Source organism: Klebsiella sp. MS 92-3, assembly GCF_000195655.1.
Taxonomy (GTDB): Bacteria; Pseudomonadota; Gammaproteobacteria; order Enterobacterales; family Enterobacteriaceae; genus Klebsiella; species Klebsiella pneumoniae.
On sequence record NZ_GL882847.1, the window covers coordinates 31,626 to 46,813 of the forward strand.

Genomic DNA, 15,188 nt, shown 5'->3' on the forward strand with positions numbered 1-15,188 from the left:
GGGGGGGGGGGGGGGGGGCCCCCCCCGCCGGGGGCAAAGCGGCGGTGAATAAAGAAAATGTGCAGGCGTCCTCTTCGGCGAAGGCGGAAGCGGTGCCCGGCGAGTCTGACAACGGGGCGACAAAGGTCAGCATTAACCGCGCCAGCGCCGAACAGCTGGCGCAGGCGTTAAATGGCGTAGGATTGAAAAAAGCCCAGGCTATTGTCAGCTACCGCGAAGAGTACGGGCCGTTCAAAACCCTCGATGATCTGAAGCAGGTCCCGGGAATGGGGAGCGCGTTGGTGGAGCGCAATTTAGCCCATCTGACGCTGTAAATTTTATGCCAGACCTTGCACAGCGGTGATTTTTTGCCAGGATAAAGAGGTTGCATCAAGTGGTGTGACCTCTTACCTCATAAACAACAATAACAGAAAGGCATTAGTGCTATGCAGACACAAATTAAAGTTCGCGGCTATCATCTGGACGTCTACCAGCATGTGAACAACGCTCGCTACCTGGAGTTCCTTGAGGAAGCCCGCTGGGACGGCCTGGAAAACAGCCCCGCGTTTCAGTGGATGATGGAGAAAAACATCGCCTTCGTGGTGGTGAATATCAATATTAACTATCGTCGTCCGGCGGTACTGGGCGATGTGCTGACGGTGAGCAGCAAACTGGAGCAACTCAACGGCAAAAGCGGCACCCTAAGCCAGGTGGTCACCCTCAACCCCAATGGCGAAGTAGTGGCCGATGCGCTGATTACCTTCGTTTGTATCGATTTGAAAACCCAGAAGGCGCTGCCGCTGGAAGGGGAATTGCGTGCGAAACTTGACCAGATGAACCTGCGCTGACAACCGTCGTGCGAGTGGCTGGCCCACGGCAGGTGATGAACCCGTAGCCCCGGTAAGCATCGCGCCACCGGGGAATTTGAGTCAAAGCTCCGGTAAATCGATCCCCGGAGATTATGCCTGCGCCAGTCCGGTTTTTTGCTGCATAACCGCCATTACCCCGACCTTGTCCGCCAGATACTGGTTGAGTCCGTTTGCGCGCAGGTTACAGGCGGCGCACTGGCCGCAGCCATCGCCCTTAATGCCGTTGTAGCAGGTGAGGGTTTCCCGGCGCACCAGATCCAGCTGACCCCAGTAGTCGGCGAGCGCCCAGGTCTCGGCCTTATTCAGCCACATCAGCGGCGTCTCAAAGCGAATGTCTTTCGCCATCCCCAGGCTGACGGCGTTGTGCAGCGCTTTGACAAACTCATCGCGGCAGTCCGGGTAGCCGGAGAAGTCGGTCTCGCACACGCCGGTGATGATGGCTTCGGCTTTTACCTGATAGGCGTAGATTGCCGTCAGGGTTAAAAACAGAATATTACGCCCGGGGACAAAGGTGTTGGGAATACCCTCGGCATCAGGCTGATAGTCCGGTACCGGAATGTTATCGCGGGTCAGGCTGCTGACTGCCAGTTCGTTGAGCAGAGTGACGTCCAGCACTTTATGCGCGACGGCGCCCAGTTTCAGGGCGAGTTCGCGCGCAACGTCGATTTCCGCGCGGTGGCGTTGGCCATAATCAAAAGTGACGCAATGCACTTCATCATACTGTTGCAGAGCCTGCACCAGACAGGTGGTTGAATCTTGTCCTCCGCTGAAGACAACTACGGCGCGTTTCATGGCAATTCCTGACTAAATGAATAAAGGCGATATGGTAGCGGCAGACGCCCTCCATCACCAGCTCTCTCACGTCGACGAGGCCGGCAGCCAGGCGCTGGCGAAGTCGAACCAGCCCCGGGCGTTGAGGCGCAGACCATTGACCCCCGGTGGCGCGCTGATCCGATAGTTATACTTGAACAGCGGCGTCATGATGGCGTCTTCCATCAGGCTGTTAAATACGTTGCGCAGCGCATCGTTGCGGCTGCGAGCGTCGGGCTGAGACTGCACCGCGTCTAATGTCGCCTGCAGATGAGCATATTGCGCCCCGGTCAGCAAATTAGGCCACAGCATATCGCAGCGCAGCCACTGTTCCAGGGCGTACTCCGGCGCTTCGCCGATCAGACGGTCGCCCATCATCAGGTCGGCCTGCCCCAGATCCTGGCAGCCTTCCCAGTTTTTAGCGTCGTGAAACAGGAGCGTCAGCTCGCAGCCCAGCAGAGCCAGACGTTGCCTCAGCTGTTCGGCCATCGCATGTAGCTCGACCGGCAGATGATAGAGCAGGGTGAGCCTGGCCGGCAGCGGTACCGCGTTGTTTGCCGGTCCCTGCGGGATGGACCATCCCGGCAGCACCTCATGGCTTGGCGTAATCAGATCCTCCTCCAGCGGCAGCGTATCCAGTAGCGACGAGTGATGGATTATCGACACCAGCCGCTGGGCCTGCGCTTTGCTAAGCCGAGGGCTGTGGCGCAGGGTCAAATAGCAGAAGCCAAGGCTGATACGGTTGCTGACCTGACGCAGATTATGCAGCTCTTCGCGATCGCCGATGGTGATCTGCACCGGATGGCGGCAGCTGGTGCCGAGATCCCGGTCAAAGAGCTGAGGAGTGATCCAGTACTCCACCGCCTGGATCAGCGGATGCTGCAGGTGGTAGCGGGGATGGTTTTCCAGGCGGACGAGTTCCGGACTAAACCGCTTCAGGCGGAACGGTCCGCAGCCAATGGCCGGATCGTCGGGATGCGCCAGCACGCTGCAGTAGCTGGCGAGGCGGAACGGCAGCCAGTAGTCAGGGCGATGCAGGGTTATTGTTAAACACTGGGCATGGGTGACATCGATACGGCTGATGCTGGCGAAGAGGGTCCGCAAGGCGGGCAGCTCAAGCAGCAGCAGTAACCGCTGTCGCAACTGCGCGGTTTCCACCGTATCGCCATTGTGCCAGCACAGCGTGGAGCGGATATAAAAATGCCAGCGCAGGCCGTCCGGGGAGACCTGCCAGTGGTGCGCCAGATCGCCGATCGGCATATTGTCGCCTTCGTCGAAGCGCGTCAGCCCGGCATAGATTTGTCCGGCCAGATGCTGCTCGGCGCGGCCGGGGAGAAAGCCGGGACGCAGCGGCTCCAGCGGGCGATAGTAAGGAATACGCAGCGTGGGGGTATTGTTTTGCCACTGACCGCCGAGGAAGGGATGGAGCAGGGCTTTCAGCTCCACCGGGGCAAGCTGCGCCAGCTCCAGCGCGGTTTGTTGCTGACCGTTGTTCAGCGCCTGCTCCATCATCTCGTTGCGCAGACTTTCCGGGGTTTTGTGAAATAAGAGCTGTCCGCGTTTGCCGCGCCCGGAGCTGGCCTGCCAGCTTAGCCACCCGGCCTCCTGCGCCTGACGCAGCAGAGTACGGACGTGGCGCTCGCTGCAAAAACAGCGCTCCGCCAGTTCGCCGACGGTGACCTGCTGCGGCGCCCCGGCTGAGGGTTGCCATAGGCGCTGGTATTGATTTAAACGGTGTAAGAGTCGCATGGGGGCCGTCGTCCACCGGGCCGCTGTAAACCCGGAACAATTAATAATATCTATTCACTATTACTTCCGTATATCCCAGGTGATACTGCAACACAAGCGAAGCCCATCACACATCGGGGAATATACCATGGCAAAACTGGCGGCATTTGATATGGACGGCACCCTGCTGATGCCCGACCATCGTCTTGGAGAAAAGACGCTTTCCGCGCTGAAACGGCTGCGTGAGCGCGATATCACCTTGACCTTCGCCACCGGCCGCCATGTGCTGGAGATGCACCATGTGATTGGCGAATTTTCCCTTGATGCATTTCTGATCACCGGCAACGGGACGCGCATCCATTCGCTGGAAGGGGAGGAGCTTTATCGCCAGGATCTCGCTCCCGAAGCGGCGGAAGCGGTGCTGCACGGCAAATGGGATACCCAGGCCAGCATGCACGTCTTTAACGATGGCGGCTGGTTCACCGGCCAGGCAAGGCCTGAATTGTTGCAAGCGCATGTATTCAGCGGCTTTCACTATCAACTGTGCGATCTGAAGCGCATGTCGGCGCAGCATGTCACCAAGATCTGTTTCTGCGGCGATCATGACGATTTGCGCCGTCTGCGGATCCAGCTGAATGAGACGCTGGGCGATCGCGCATTTCTCTGCTTCTCGGCAATGGACTGTCTGGAGGTGCTGCCGGTTGGCTGCAATAAAGGCGCGGCGCTGGCGGTGCTCAGCCAGCATTTAGGCTTCACCCTGCAGGAATGCATGGCCTTCGGCGATGCGATGAACGACCGCGAGATGCTGGGCAGCGTTGGGCGGGGGTTCATCATGGGCAACGCGATGCCGCAGCTGAAAGCCGAGCTGCCGCATCTGCCGGTAATTGGCGACTGCCGGAATCAGGCAGTCTCCCATTTTTTAACTCATTGGCTGGATAATCCTGATCTTCCTTATTCCCCCGAATAGAGAGACCCTTCCAGCAAGCCAGATAGGCTTCTATCTGGCTTTTTTTATCGCCTTTCGACCAGACCGGCGATCTCCGCCTGCCAGGGCGCAATATCGCCGATATTGTCCGCCACCCACTGCGGGTTGTAATAGCTTTCCAGGTAACGCTCGCCGCTGTCGCACAGGAGTGTCACTATCGAGCCGGTGCGACCTTCCTCGCGCATCCGCGCGGCCAGCTGCAATACGCCCCACATATTGGTGCCGGTCGAGGCGCCGACCTTGCGCCCAAGCTGCGTTTCCAGCCACAGGGCGGTGGCTACGCTCGCCGCATCCGGCACGCGCAGCATCTCATCGACAACGTCGGGAATAAACGACGGCTCGACGCGCGGCCGTCCGATGCCTTCAATTTTGCTGCCGACCGGGCTGCGCAGGCTGGCGTCGCGGGTCTGCCAGTAATCGAGGAACACCGAATTCTGCGGATCAACGACCATCAGCTGCGTCTCGTAGCCCTGGCTGCGAATATAGCGGCCAATGGTCGCTGAGGTGCCGCCGGTGCCGGCGCTCATGACGATCCATGACGGCTGCGGGTGCGGCTCATGGCTCATCTGGCGGAAAATACTGTCGGCGATATTGTTGTTGCCGCGCCAGTCGGTGGCCCGCTCGGCGAAGGTAAACTGATCCATATAATGGCCGTTCAGCTCGCGGGCCAGCGTTTCGGAAGCCGCGTAGATTTCGCCGGCGCTCTGCACAAAATGGCAGCGTCCGCCGTAGAACTCGATCTGTTCGATTTTGCGTCTGGCGGTGCAGGAGGGCATCACAGCGATAAACGGCAGCCCCAGCAGGCGGGCGAAATAGGCCTCCGAAACGGCGGTTGACCCTGAGGAGGACTCTATAATTGGCGTGCCTTCTTTGATCCAGCCGTTGCACAAGCCATAGAGAAACAGCGACCGCGCCAGGCGATGCTTCAGGCTGCCGGTGGGGTGGGTGCTTTCATCTTTCAGATACAGGTGGATGCCCGGAAAAGCGGGCAGCGGCAGACGGATCAGGTGCGTGTCGGCGGAACGCTGATAGTCAGCGTTGATTTCGCTAATGGCATGTTTAACCCAGGCGCTATTCATCGTGATTTCCTGTTTGTCATTTTGTGCCTAGCTTAGCGGAAAGCGCAGGAAAAATTGTTGCCATTTAACCTGTGGATTACCATTATGAGAGCAAAATTTTCTCTGAGGATGCCCAATGCTAGATAAAATTGACCGTAAGCTGCTGGCGCTACTGCAGGAAGATTGCACCCTCTCTTTGCAGGCGCTGGCCGATGCCGTTAATCTGACCACCACGCCCTGCTGGAAACGCCTGAAACGGCTCGAAGACGAGGGTATTCTCCGCGGGCGCGTCGCCCTGTTGGACGCGGAAAAGGTGGGGCTGGGGCTGACGGCGTTCGTCCTGATCAAGACCCAGCATCACAGCAGCGACTGGTACTGTCAGTTCGTGAGCGAAGTGACGCAGATGGCGGAAGTGCTCGGCTTCTGGCGGATGGCGGGGGAGTATGACTACCTGCTACGGGTGCAGGTGGCTGATATGAAACGCTATGACGACTTTTATAAACGTTTAGTGAACAGTGTGCCCGGTCTGTCGGATGTCACTTCGAGTTTTGCCATGGAACAGATAAAATATACCACCGCCTTGCCTGTCGAATAACGGTATTGCGCCGTAACCCATTACAAAATCAGGATTTTATTGCTTGCGATTATTTGCTCAACTCAGCTGGTACTTCCGCCGGGAGTGGCGCCGCTATCTTGGCGCAATTGCCCTGCTGGTCATTATTGCCGTCCTGCAGCTTATTCCGCCGAAGGTGGTGGGCATTGTGGTCGACGGCGTGACGCAACAACATTACACCGCGGAGAAGGTGTGGATGTGGATCGGCGCGCTGGTGCTGATCGCGGTGATGGTCTACCTGCTGCGCTATGTCTGGCGCGTGCTGTTGTTCGGTGCTTCTTACCAGTTGGCGGTTGAGCTGCGGGAAGATTTTTACCGGCAACTGAGCCGCCAGCATCCGGCGTTCTATTTGCGCCATCGCACCGGGGATCTTATCGCCCGCGCCACCAATGACGTGGACCGGGTGGTGTTTGCCGCTGGCGAAGGAGTATTAACCCTGGTGGATTCCCTGGTGATGGGCTGTGCGGTATTGATTGTAATGTCGACGCAGATTAGCTGGCAGCTTACTCTGCTGGCGCTGCTGCCGATGCCGCTGATGGCCCTGGCGATCAAACGTAACGGCGATGCGCTTCACGAACGTTTTCGCGTTGCTCAGGCGGCCTTTTCCAGCCTCAACGATCGCACGCAGGAGAGCCTGACCAGCATCCGCATGATTAAGGCGTTTGGGCTGGAGGATCGCCAGTCGGCGCAGTTTGCTGCCGATGCTGCCGATACCGGTGCGAAAAACATGCGCGTGGCACGCATTGACGCCCGCTTCGACCCCACCATCTATATCGCCATCGGGGCCGCTAACCTGCTGGCCATCGGCGGCGGCAGCTGGATGGTGATCCACGGCAGCCTGACCCTGGGCCAGCTGACCAGCTTCGTGATGTATCTTGGCCTGATGATCTGGCCGATGCTGGCGCTGGCGTGGATGTTTAACATCGTGGAGCGCGGTAGCGCGGCCTATGGTCGTATCCGCACGATGCTTGAAGAGGCGCCGGCGGTGGATGACGGGAGCGAGGCGGTGCCGGCAGGCCGTGGCGTCCTGCAGGTTGCTATCCGCGATTTCATCTATCCGCAGGCGAGCAAACCTTCGCTGGAGCAGGTAAATTTTACTCTCCAGCCGGGGCAAATGCTGGGCATCTGCGGGCCGACGGGCGCCGGCAAAAGCACCATTCTGGCGCTGCTGCAGCGCCATTTTGACGTCACTCACGGCGAGATCCGCTTTCACGATCTGCCGCTGCCGATTCTGCAGCTCGACAGCTGGCGCGCCCGGTTGGCGGTGGTCAATCAGACGCCATTTTTATTCTCCGATACCGTCGCCAATAATATCGCGCTGGGAAAACCGGACGCGACGCAGGCGCAGATTGAGCGGGTTGCACAACTGGCCAGCGTGCATGACGACATTCTGCGTCTGCCTCAGGGCTACGAGACCGAAGTGGGCGAGCGCGGCGTGATGCTCTCCGGCGGTCAGAAACAGCGCATCTCTATTGCTCGCGCCCTGCTGCTGGAGGCCGAAATTTTGATCCTCGACGATGCCTTATCGGCGGTGGATGGCCGCACCGAGCACCAGATCCTGCATAACCTGCGCCAGTGGGGGGAGGGGCGGACGGTCATTATCAGCGCCCACCGCCTGTCGGCGCTCACCGAGGCCAGTGAAATTTTGGTACTGCAGCATGGGCATATTGCCCAGCGAGGCCGCCACGAGGCGCTGGCCGTGCAGCCCGGCTGGTACCGCGACATGTATCGATATCAGCAGCTGGAGGCCGCGCTCGACGAGGTTCCGCAGACGCAAGAGGAGGCCCTGGATGCGTAGCTTTACCGAACTCTGGCCGACGCTTAAACGCCTGCTGGCCTATGGTTCACCGTGGCGCAAGCCGTTGGCCATCGCGGTGGCGATGATGTGGATTGCGGCGGCGGCGGAAGTGAGCGGCCCGCTGCTTATCAGCTATTTCATCGACAACATGGTGGCGAAACATACGCTGCCGCTGAAGCTGGTGGCCGGCCTGGCGGTAGCCTATATCGGCCTGCAGCTGCTGGCGGCGCTCCTGCACTATAACCAGTCGCTGCTGTTTAACCGCGCCGCGGTCGGCGTCGTCCAGCAGTTGCGCAGCGACGTGATGGATGCCGCCCTGCATCAGCCGCTCAGCGAGTTTGATACCCAGCCGGTTGGGCAGCTTATCTCACGGGTAACCAACGATACGGAAGTCATTCGCGATCTGTACGTGACGGTGGTGGCTACGGTACTGCGCAGCGCCGCGCTGATCGGCGCGATGCTGGTGGCGATGTTTAGCCTCGACTGGCGGATGGCGCTGGTGGCGATCGCGATTTTCCCGGCGGTGCTGATCGTGATGATTATCTATCAGCGCTATAGCACGCCGATCGTGCGGCGGGTGCGCGCCTGGCTTGCCGACATCAACGATGGCTTCAACGAAGTGATCAACGGCATGGGCGTCATCCAGCAGTTCCGCCAGCAGGCGCGCTTTGGCGAACGGATGCGCGAGGCCAGCTATGCCCACTATCTGGCGCGGATGCAGACGCTGCGCCTGGACGGTTTTCTGCTGCGCCCGCTGCTGAGCCTTTTTTCCTCGCTGGTGCTGTGCGGGCTGCTGATGCTGTTCGGCTTTAGCGCGGTGGGCACGATCGAGGTTGGGGTCCTGTACGCGTTTATCAGCTATCTTGGACGCCTTAACGAGCCGCTTATCGAGCTGACCACCCAGCAGTCGATGCTGCAGCAGGCGGTGGTCGCCGGCGAGCGCGTTTTCGAGCTGATGGATCGCCCGCGCCAGGCGTGGGGTACGGATGACGCGCCGCTGAGCAGCGGTCGGGTGGAAATTGACCATCTCTCCTTTGCTTACCGGGGGGACCGTCTGGTTCTCCAGGATATCACGCTGGATATTCCCTCCCGCAGCTTCGTGGCGCTGGTCGGACATACCGGCAGCGGAAAAAGTACCCTCGCCAGTCTGATGATGGGCTATTACCCGTTAACCCACGGCGAGATCCGCATCGATGGTCGACCGCTCGCATCCCTCAGCCACAGCGCGTTGCGTCGGGGCATCGCGATGGTGCAACAGGATCCCGTAGTGCTGGCGGATACCTTCTACGCCAACGTCGCGCTGGGCCGGGACATCAGTGAGGCGCAGGTTTGGGAAGCGCTGGAGGCGGTGCAGCTGGCGGCGGTGGCGCGCAGCATGAGCGATGGGCTGTACACCCAACTGGGCGAGCAGGGCAATAATCTCTCCGTCGGGCAGAAGCAGCTGCTGGCGCTGGCGCGCGTGCTGGTGGATACCCCGCAGGTACTGATTTTGGATGAGGCGACGGCAAACATCGACTCCGGTACCGAGCAGGCGATCCAGCAGGCGCTGGCGAAGGTCCGCCAGCATACCACCCTCGTGGTTATTGCCCATCGGCTGTCGACCATTGTGGAGGCCGATACCATCCTGGTTCTGCATCGAGGTCAGGCTGTCGAGCGGGGCACCCATCAGCAGCTGCTGGCGGCGAAAGGCCGCTACTGGCAGATGTATCAGCTGCAGCTGGCCGGCGAAGAGCTGGCGGCCAGCGCCAGAGAGGAGTCGCTCAGCGCCTGATGCACCACCAGCAGGCAGGGAACGCTGGGCGGCCTGCGATGGTGCAAAAACGTTACATCAAATGCACCGTTGTGGTGCATTTTTGCGCGCCAGGCGCCGTTGCGCAGGATATTGCCTGACCTGTCCCCTGTTTTTTGCCATCAAAGGGCCGCTTTGCGGCCTTTTTTCATTTCTGGCATAGCCCTTGCTTTATATCCATCGTGTTAGCTGCGGCCATTACCGAATACTGACTGGAGGGGACTTATGAAGCTGGTTACCGTGGTAATCAAACCATTCAAATTGGAAGACGTGCGTGAAGCTTTGTCTTCCATCGGCATTCAGGGCCTGACGGTCACTGAAGTCAAAGGATTTGGCCGTCAGAAAGGTCACGCGGAGCTCTACCGCGGCGCCGAGTATAGCGTCAACTTTCTGCCAAAAGTGAAGATTGATGTGGCGATTGCCGACGATCAGCTGGATGAAGTCATCGATGTCATCAGCAAAGCGGCTTACACCGGAAAAATTGGCGACGGCAAAATTTTCGTCGCTGAATTGCAGCGCGTCATTCGCATCCGTACCGGCGAAGCTGACGAAGCGGCACTGTAATTTCCAGACCACACAGTGATGGGGAACGAAACAATGAAAATGGCAACAATGAAATCGGGTCTGGGGGCATTAGCCCTTCTGCCGGGGCTGGCGATGGCCGCGCCTGCGGTGGCGGACAAAGCCGATAACGCGTTTATGATGATTTGCACCGCGCTGGTTCTGTTTATGACTATCCCGGGGATTGCGCTGTTTTACGGCGGCCTGATCCGCGGTAAGAACGTTCTGTCCATGCTGACTCAGGTGATTGTCACCTTTGGCCTGGTCTGCGTATTGTGGGTGATTTATGGCTATACCCTGGCCTTCGGCACCGGCGGCAGCTTCTTCGGCAGCTTTGACTGGGTGATGCTGAAAAATATTGAGCTGAAAGCGCTGATGGGCACCTTCTATCAGTATATCCACGTGGCATTCCAGGGCTCGTTCGCCTGCATCACCGTCGGGCTGATTGTCGGGGCGCTGGCGGAACGTATTCGTTTCTCCGCGGTACTGATCTTCGTGGTGGTATGGATGACACTCTCCTACGTGCCGATTGCGCATATGGTTTGGGGCGGCGGTCTGCTGGCGACCCATGGCGCGCTGGACTTCGCCGGCGGCACCGTTGTGCACATCAACGCCGCGGTCGCCGGGCTGGTGGGCGCCTATATGATGGGCAAACGCGTGGGCTTCGGCAAAGAAGCGTTCAAACCGCATAACCTGCCGATGGTGTTCACTGGCACCGCTATCCTCTACGTGGGCTGGTTCGGCTTCAACGCCGGCTCTGCCAGCGCAGCGAATGAAATTGCGGCCCTGGCGTTCGTTAACACCGTCGTGGCGACCGCTGCGGCTATCCTGGCGTGGACCTTTGGCGAATGGGCTCTGCGCGGCAAACCTTCACTGCTGGGCGCCTGCTCCGGGGCAATTGCCGGTCTGGTTGGCGTTACGCCGGCGTGTGGTTATATCGGTGTCGGCGGGGCGCTGATCGTCGGTATCGCCTCTGGCCTGGCGGGTATCTGGGGCGTGACTGCGCTGAAACGCTGGCTGCGTGTGGATGATCCTTGCGACGTCTTCGGCGTTCACGGCGTCTGCGGCATCGTCGGCTGTATCCTGACTGGTATCTTCGCGGCGACTTCTCTGGGCGGCGTCGGTTATGCGGAAGGCGTCACCATGGGCCATCAGCTGCTGGTGCAACTGGAAAGTATCGCCATCACCGTGGTCTGGTCCGGCGTTGTGGCGTTCATCGGCTACAAAGTGGCGGATATGACCGTCGGGCTGCGCGTGCCGGAAGAGCAGGAGCGCGAAGGGCTGGACGTCAACAGCCATGGCGAAAACGCCTATAACGCCTGATAAAAAAGCCATTCTCTCCTGATAGCGAAAAGCCTCCCGTCCGGGAGGCTTTTTTTATGCGTTGCGGTTGCGCATCACCCCTTCCTGAACCGTTGAGGCAACCAGCGTGCCATCCTGGGTGTAGAATTCGCCGCGAACGAAGCCGCGGGCGCTGGAGGCCGAGGTGCTTTCGACGCTATACAGCAGCCATTCATTAATATTAAACGGCCGGTGGAACCACATAGAGTGGTCGATGGTGGCGACCTGCATGCCGGGCTCAAGGAAACCAACGCCGTGCGGCTGCAGCGCCACCGGCAGGAAGTTAAAGTCTGAAGCATAGCCCAGCAGATACTGATGAATACGCAGATCGTCAGGGACGGCGCCGTTGGCGCGCAGCCAGACCTGGCGCACCGGTTCGGCGATATGGCCTTTCATTGGGTTATGAAACTCCACCGGACGGATCTCCAGCGGTTTATCGCAGAGGAATTTGTCTTTCACCTGCGGCGGCAGGAGATGCGCCAGCTTGCGAGCGATATCGGTTTCCGAAGGCAGGCCGTCAGGGGAGGGGGCGGCCGGCATTGCTTTCTGATGCTCATAGCCATTCTCTGGCGCCTGGAAGGAGGCGGTCATATAGAAAATCGGCTTCCCGTTCTGGATGGCGGCGACCCGACGGGCGCTGAAGCTGTTGCCGTCGCGCAGCACCTCCACATCGTAAACGATCGGCTTCTGGCTATCGCCGGGGCGAAGAAAGTAGCTGTGAAACGAATGAACCAGACGCTCAACGGGCACGGTCTCTTTTGCCGCATACAGCGCCTGACCCACTACCTGGCCGCCAAAAACCTGACGTAACCCCAGGTCTTCGCTCTGCCCGCGAAACAACCCTTCCTCAATTTTTTCCAGATCTAATAATGCCAGCAGGTTAGAGAGTGCCTGACTCATACTTATCCTCAATTAACAATAGCGGCGCAGCGCGCGTAATGTGGCCAAGTATAACCTGGAATCGCAAGTGGTCCGATGGGTGTAATAATCTGAATAACGACCAGTTAACAGGAACAAATCTGAGATCTGTGCCACACTTATTGACGACACGAAAGTTCCTGCCGGCGAAGCGGCGGAACATCCTCCTGGGTATTAAGGGATGATAAGGAGAACATCATGAAATTTGCCTATATGTTTAGTGCCTTAGCCGTCGCCGCGACGCTGACCGCCTGTGCTAATCACCACTCGAACAATTCTTCGACGCAGGCGGCCGCGCCCGACCCTTACGGTATCGCGACGCTGAGCGTGGCGCAGCAGCAGCCGAGCGTCACGGGGACGATTAATATCCGCCAGAGAATCGCTTTACCGCCGGATGCGGTACTGACGGTGACCCTGTCGGATGCTTCTCTGGCAGATGCGCCAGCCCGCGTATTGTCGCAAAAAGCGGTGCGTACCGAAGGCAAACAGGCGCCATTTAACTTTGCGCTGCCTTACAACCCGGCAGATATTCAACCGAACGCTCGCATTCTGCTAAGCGCGGCGATCACGGTTAACGGCCAGTTGATGTTTATTACCGATACCGTGCAGACGGTAATAAACCAGGGCGGCACTCATGCCGACCTGACGCTGGTTCCGGTCCAGCAGACCGCCGTTCCTGTCGCCCAGTAAGCTCGCTACGCCCCCGGATGGGGGCTTTTTTTTGCCTTCAATAAACCCAGCGATAATGCTGGAGATCGATATGGCCGCTGCCGGAGACCTGCACACCCTCGGCCAGCAGCGCCTGACGCTGCCGCTGTAGATCGGGGCCGGTGAGGGAGATATCGCCATGGCGATTGACCACCCGATGCCATGGCAGGGTGGACCCTTCCGGCAGGCGCTTCAATACGCCGCCCACCTGGCGCGCCGCGCGCGGTGAACCTGCCAGCCGGGCGACCTCGCCGTAGGTCGTGACATACCCTTCCGGTATCGACGCCACGATGTGCCAGACGCGTTGGGGAAATGTGTCGTGCGGAGCCATTTTCTGTCCTGTTACCGGCAAAACGTCAGCATAAGCGCTAAGCCAGGAGCTGTACAGCCGGCCTGGGTCAGGCGGCCTGTTCGACGGTGAACGTCAGAGCGAGGCCGAGGATCTGCATGCCATGGACATTGTCGGAGGCTGAGCTGGCGATGAGACTCTCAAGAAATTTCAACCGCTGCGAAGTGGCGTTGATGATCAGCCTCGCGCGCAGGCCCGGCATGGTTAACGACGAGATAGGGTACACCACCCGACCGCTGATATAGACCGGCAGCTTGCGCAGCTCCACCTGGCGCAGCACGCCGACGGTGGAATAGAGCAGCGCCAGCGGCGTAACCGCCCGCACCGGCGCGGGACTGATGGTCGCGAAGTCGAGCATTTTTTCAGGACGCAGGTAGTTTACGCCCTGAAAGGCGATGGTCATCCCTTCAATAGCAGGTAAAGGCAGAGTGATGGTCTGTGGTGATGAGTCAGTCATTCGATTACCGTCGAGACAATGTACTGGTGATAAAAGAGGACGAAGAGGATAAGTATGGTGGATAACCCGGATGTGTGCTGAGCGCGGGCTCGCAATCTCACAGGCTGACCGTGAGTGGCTGGTTTTATTCGCGTTATTGCGCAATAAACCAGCAGGCGGACGGTGTGAGCTTGCAATTCACCAGGTCAGCAGGGATAATGCGCCAGCGCGTTAGGCAACTAACGCTCTCAATGGGGGCTCTGTTGGTTCTCCCGCAACGCTACTCTGTTTACCAGGTCAGGTCCGGAAGGAAGCAGCCAGAGCAGACGACGTGTGTGCCGGGATGTAGCTGGCAGGGCCCCCACCCATTTCTCCCGCCTGGTGTTTCCCTTATATTTGTCCGGTTTTTACTCCTGCAATAATTAATTTCTGATAAAGATCGCATATTAGTTTTTGTTGTTAAAACCCTCTGCTTTTATTCCATAATATTTACTTGTCATAAATCTGAAATACTACTGAAATATTAATGTCATTTGCATGTCATAAATAAAGCGCATCTTACTGATGGGAATTTGTTGCCAGGCTCATGCTGTAAAATATATCTCTGGATCAGCATGTTAACTTCGTGTATTAATTATGATGATTTTATTGCACGGGAAGCGTAGCTATGACCACAGTGGTTTTGAATGTAAAAATTGACGCAGAGCTAAAAGAAAAGTTGCGTCATTATGCGGAAGTTAATAACGAGAACCTGGGAACGGCAACGGAAAAGCTGCTGCAGCTGGCTTTTCAGCTGGAGGAGTCAGCAGGTGAGGCGGGGGTGACGGAAGAGGACATTGACAGCCAGCATACCGAAGAGGAAGCAACGCCACTTACCCCTAAAGAAATCAAAGCATTAAGAAAACTTCTGAAGAAGAAAAAATGAAACAACAATTCTCTACAGCCAGCAACTATAGCGAAGCTTGCGATATGTTGCGCTCAGGATACGTAAAACACGTCCGCCTGAACTGGAATATCGGTAGTGATGAGTTCTTTCGCATTGCTTCCGACTGGTGTGACACCGGCGCTAAAATCAAAAAAGATGAAGATGGCTTTATTATTTCCCTGAAAGGGTTTCCTATTCCGCGCCAGCATTAATGAAATTGCCTTCTTTCTGTCATTGGGTTGCCATAACCAGAGGGCAGGATAGCCAGGCAATTTTATAAAAACATCTCATATACCTCATGGATGAAGGTCATTTGACGGG

At 58.2% G+C, this 15,188-nt stretch carries 17 protein-coding genes and 1 other RNA gene; 12 read left to right on the forward strand and 6 right to left on the reverse strand.

What is annotated here, in order from left to right; translation table 11 throughout:
* A partial coding sequence (locus HMPREF9538_RS05900) for a ComEA family DNA-binding protein (protein ID WP_009485956.1) occupies nucleotides 1–314 on the forward strand: 314 nt, incomplete at its 5' end.
* A gap of 111 nt (nucleotides 315–425) precedes the next feature.
* Nucleotides 426–827 carry a YbgC/FadM family acyl-CoA thioesterase gene (locus HMPREF9538_RS05895; protein ID WP_002891860.1) on the forward strand — a complete coding sequence of 134 codons (402 nt, stop codon included), beginning with the start codon at nucleotides 426–428 and terminating at the stop codon, nucleotides 825–827.
* 111 nt (nucleotides 828–938) lie between these two features.
* Here HMPREF9538_RS05895 and queC read toward each other — a convergent pair whose 3' ends face one another.
* The gene (gene queC / locus HMPREF9538_RS05890; protein ID WP_009485957.1) at nucleotides 939–1,640 is read right to left on the reverse strand and encodes a 7-cyano-7-deazaguanine synthase QueC; all 702 of its coding nucleotides are present in this window, start codon (nucleotides 1,638–1,640) and stop codon (nucleotides 939–941) included.
* Between the two features lie 66 nt (nucleotides 1,641–1,706).
* The gene (locus tag HMPREF9538_RS05885) at nucleotides 1,707–3,407 is read right to left on the reverse strand and encodes an SgrR family transcriptional regulator (RefSeq protein WP_009485958.1); all 1,701 of its coding nucleotides are present in this window, start codon (nucleotides 3,405–3,407) and stop codon (nucleotides 1,707–1,709) included.
* A gap of 127 nt (nucleotides 3,408–3,534) precedes the next feature.
* On the opposite strand from HMPREF9538_RS05885, the gene cof reads away from it, so the two are divergent.
* Nucleotides 3,535–4,353: an HMP-PP phosphatase gene (cof, locus tag HMPREF9538_RS05880; RefSeq protein WP_004151335.1), complete on the forward strand. Its 819-nt coding sequence runs from the start codon at nucleotides 3,535–3,537 to the stop codon at nucleotides 4,351–4,353.
* Nucleotides 4,354–4,397: 44 nt separating this feature from the next.
* Here cof and HMPREF9538_RS05875 read toward each other — a convergent pair whose 3' ends face one another.
* Nucleotides 4,398–5,450 carry a PLP-dependent cysteine synthase family protein gene (locus tag HMPREF9538_RS05875; protein WP_009307943.1) on the reverse strand — a complete coding sequence of 351 codons (1,053 nt, stop codon included), beginning with the start codon at nucleotides 5,448–5,450 and terminating at the stop codon, nucleotides 4,398–4,400.
* A gap of 115 nt (nucleotides 5,451–5,565) precedes the next feature.
* On the opposite strand from HMPREF9538_RS05875, the gene HMPREF9538_RS05870 reads away from it, so the two are divergent.
* From HMPREF9538_RS05870 to amtB, 5 genes are all read left to right on the forward strand, one after another.
* Nucleotides 5,566–6,024 carry an Lrp/AsnC family transcriptional regulator gene (locus tag HMPREF9538_RS05870; RefSeq protein WP_002891873.1) on the forward strand — a complete coding sequence of 153 codons (459 nt, stop codon included), beginning with the start codon at nucleotides 5,566–5,568 and terminating at the stop codon, nucleotides 6,022–6,024.
* Nucleotides 6,025–6,067: 43 nt separating this feature from the next.
* On the forward strand, nucleotides 6,068–7,840 hold the full coding sequence (locus HMPREF9538_RS05865) for a SmdA family multidrug ABC transporter permease/ATP-binding protein (RefSeq protein ID WP_009485959.1): 1,773 nt from the start codon (nucleotides 6,068–6,070) through the stop codon (nucleotides 7,838–7,840).
* Nucleotides 7,833–9,611: a SmdB family multidrug efflux ABC transporter permease/ATP-binding protein gene (locus tag HMPREF9538_RS05860; RefSeq protein ID WP_002891880.1), complete on the forward strand. Its 1,779-nt coding sequence runs from the start codon at nucleotides 7,833–7,835 to the stop codon at nucleotides 9,609–9,611. Before HMPREF9538_RS05865 ends, HMPREF9538_RS05860 begins: the two co-directional genes overlap by 8 nt.
* Before the next feature lie 243 nt (nucleotides 9,612–9,854).
* A complete protein-coding gene (glnK, locus tag HMPREF9538_RS05855; protein WP_002891893.1) occupies nucleotides 9,855–10,193 on the forward strand; it encodes a P-II family nitrogen regulator in 339 nt (112 codons plus the stop codon).
* Nucleotides 10,194–10,226: 33 nt separating this feature from the next.
* A complete protein-coding gene (gene amtB, locus HMPREF9538_RS05850) occupies nucleotides 10,227–11,513 on the forward strand; it encodes an ammonium transporter AmtB (RefSeq protein WP_004152876.1) in 1,287 nt (428 codons plus the stop codon).
* Between the two features lie 54 nt (nucleotides 11,514–11,567).
* Here amtB and tesB read toward each other — a convergent pair whose 3' ends face one another.
* Nucleotides 11,568–12,431, reverse strand: coding sequence for an acyl-CoA thioesterase II (tesB, locus tag HMPREF9538_RS05845; RefSeq protein WP_002891899.1), 864 nt, complete (start codon nucleotides 12,429–12,431; stop codon nucleotides 11,568–11,570).
* 216 nt (nucleotides 12,432–12,647) lie between these two features.
* On the opposite strand from tesB, the gene HMPREF9538_RS05840 reads away from it, so the two are divergent.
* Nucleotides 12,648–13,139, forward strand: coding sequence for a YbaY family lipoprotein (locus tag HMPREF9538_RS05840; protein ID WP_002891903.1), 492 nt, complete (start codon nucleotides 12,648–12,650; stop codon nucleotides 13,137–13,139).
* A 37-nt stretch (nucleotides 13,140–13,176) separates the two neighbouring features.
* On the opposite strand, the gene HMPREF9538_RS05835 is transcribed toward HMPREF9538_RS05840, so the two are convergent.
* Together HMPREF9538_RS05835 and HMPREF9538_RS05830 are read right to left on the reverse strand one after the other, a co-directional pair.
* Complete coding sequence (locus tag HMPREF9538_RS05835) at nucleotides 13,177–13,488, reverse strand: MGMT family protein (protein ID WP_004142687.1); 312 nt, start codon at nucleotides 13,486–13,488, stop codon at nucleotides 13,177–13,179.
* Nucleotides 13,489–13,555: 67 nt separating this feature from the next.
* Entirely contained in the window at nucleotides 13,556–13,963 is a 408-nt protein-coding gene (locus HMPREF9538_RS05830) for a dTDP-glucose pyrophosphorylase (RefSeq protein ID WP_004178755.1), read from the reverse strand.
* Between the two features lie 240 nt (nucleotides 13,964–14,203).
* Between HMPREF9538_RS05830 and ffs the strand changes: the two genes are divergently transcribed.
* The 3 genes from ffs (at nucleotide 14,204) to HMPREF9538_RS05820 (ending at nucleotide 15,079) form a co-directional block, all read left to right on the forward strand.
* An RNA gene (gene ffs, locus HMPREF9538_RS28915) (signal recognition particle sRNA small type) lies at nucleotides 14,204–14,300 on the forward strand.
* A gap of 309 nt (nucleotides 14,301–14,609) precedes the next feature.
* Nucleotides 14,610–14,867, forward strand: coding sequence for a hypothetical protein (locus HMPREF9538_RS05825; protein ID WP_002891977.1), 258 nt, complete (start codon nucleotides 14,610–14,612; stop codon nucleotides 14,865–14,867).
* Nucleotides 14,864–15,079, forward strand: a complete 216-nt coding sequence (locus tag HMPREF9538_RS05820; protein WP_004142688.1) for a hypothetical protein — start codon at nucleotides 14,864–14,866, stop codon at nucleotides 15,077–15,079. Before HMPREF9538_RS05825 ends, HMPREF9538_RS05820 begins: the two co-directional genes overlap by 4 nt.
* Nucleotides 15,080–15,188: the final 109 nt, after the last annotated feature.

Coding starts and splice junctions, on each gene's coding strand:
- HMPREF9538_RS05895 (WP_002891860.1), top strand. CDS start 426: ATGCAGACACAAATTAAAGTTCGCGGCTATCATCTGGACGTCTACCAG.
- queC (WP_009485957.1), bottom strand. CDS start 1,640: ATGAAACGCGCCGTAGTTGTCTTCAGCGGAGGACAAGATTCAACCACC.
- HMPREF9538_RS05885 (WP_009485958.1), bottom strand. CDS start 3,407: ATGCGACTCTTACACCGTTTAAATCAATACCAGCGCCTATGGCAACCC.
- cof (WP_004151335.1), top strand. CDS start 3,535: ATGGCAAAACTGGCGGCATTTGATATGGACGGCACCCTGCTGATGCCC.
- HMPREF9538_RS05875 (WP_009307943.1), bottom strand. CDS start 5,450: ATGAATAGCGCCTGGGTTAAACATGCCATTAGCGAAATCAACGCTGAC.
- HMPREF9538_RS05870 (WP_002891873.1), top strand. CDS start 5,566: ATGCTAGATAAAATTGACCGTAAGCTGCTGGCGCTACTGCAGGAAGAT.
- HMPREF9538_RS05860 (WP_002891880.1), top strand. CDS start 7,833: ATGCGTAGCTTTACCGAACTCTGGCCGACGCTTAAACGCCTGCTGGCC.
- glnK (WP_002891893.1), top strand. CDS start 9,855: ATGAAGCTGGTTACCGTGGTAATCAAACCATTCAAATTGGAAGACGTG.
- amtB (WP_004152876.1), top strand. CDS start 10,227: ATGAAAATGGCAACAATGAAATCGGGTCTGGGGGCATTAGCCCTTCTG.
- tesB (WP_002891899.1), bottom strand. CDS start 12,431: ATGAGTCAGGCACTCTCTAACCTGCTGGCATTATTAGATCTGGAAAAA.
- HMPREF9538_RS05840 (WP_002891903.1), top strand. CDS start 12,648: ATGAAATTTGCCTATATGTTTAGTGCCTTAGCCGTCGCCGCGACGCTG.
- HMPREF9538_RS05835 (WP_004142687.1), bottom strand. CDS start 13,488: ATGGCTCCGCACGACACATTTCCCCAACGCGTCTGGCACATCGTGGCG.
- HMPREF9538_RS05830 (WP_004178755.1), bottom strand. CDS start 13,963: ATGACTGACTCATCACCACAGACCATCACTCTGCCTTTACCTGCTATT.
- HMPREF9538_RS05825 (WP_002891977.1), top strand. CDS start 14,610: ATGACCACAGTGGTTTTGAATGTAAAAATTGACGCAGAGCTAAAAGAA.
- HMPREF9538_RS05820 (WP_004142688.1), top strand. CDS start 14,864: ATGAAACAACAATTCTCTACAGCCAGCAACTATAGCGAAGCTTGCGAT.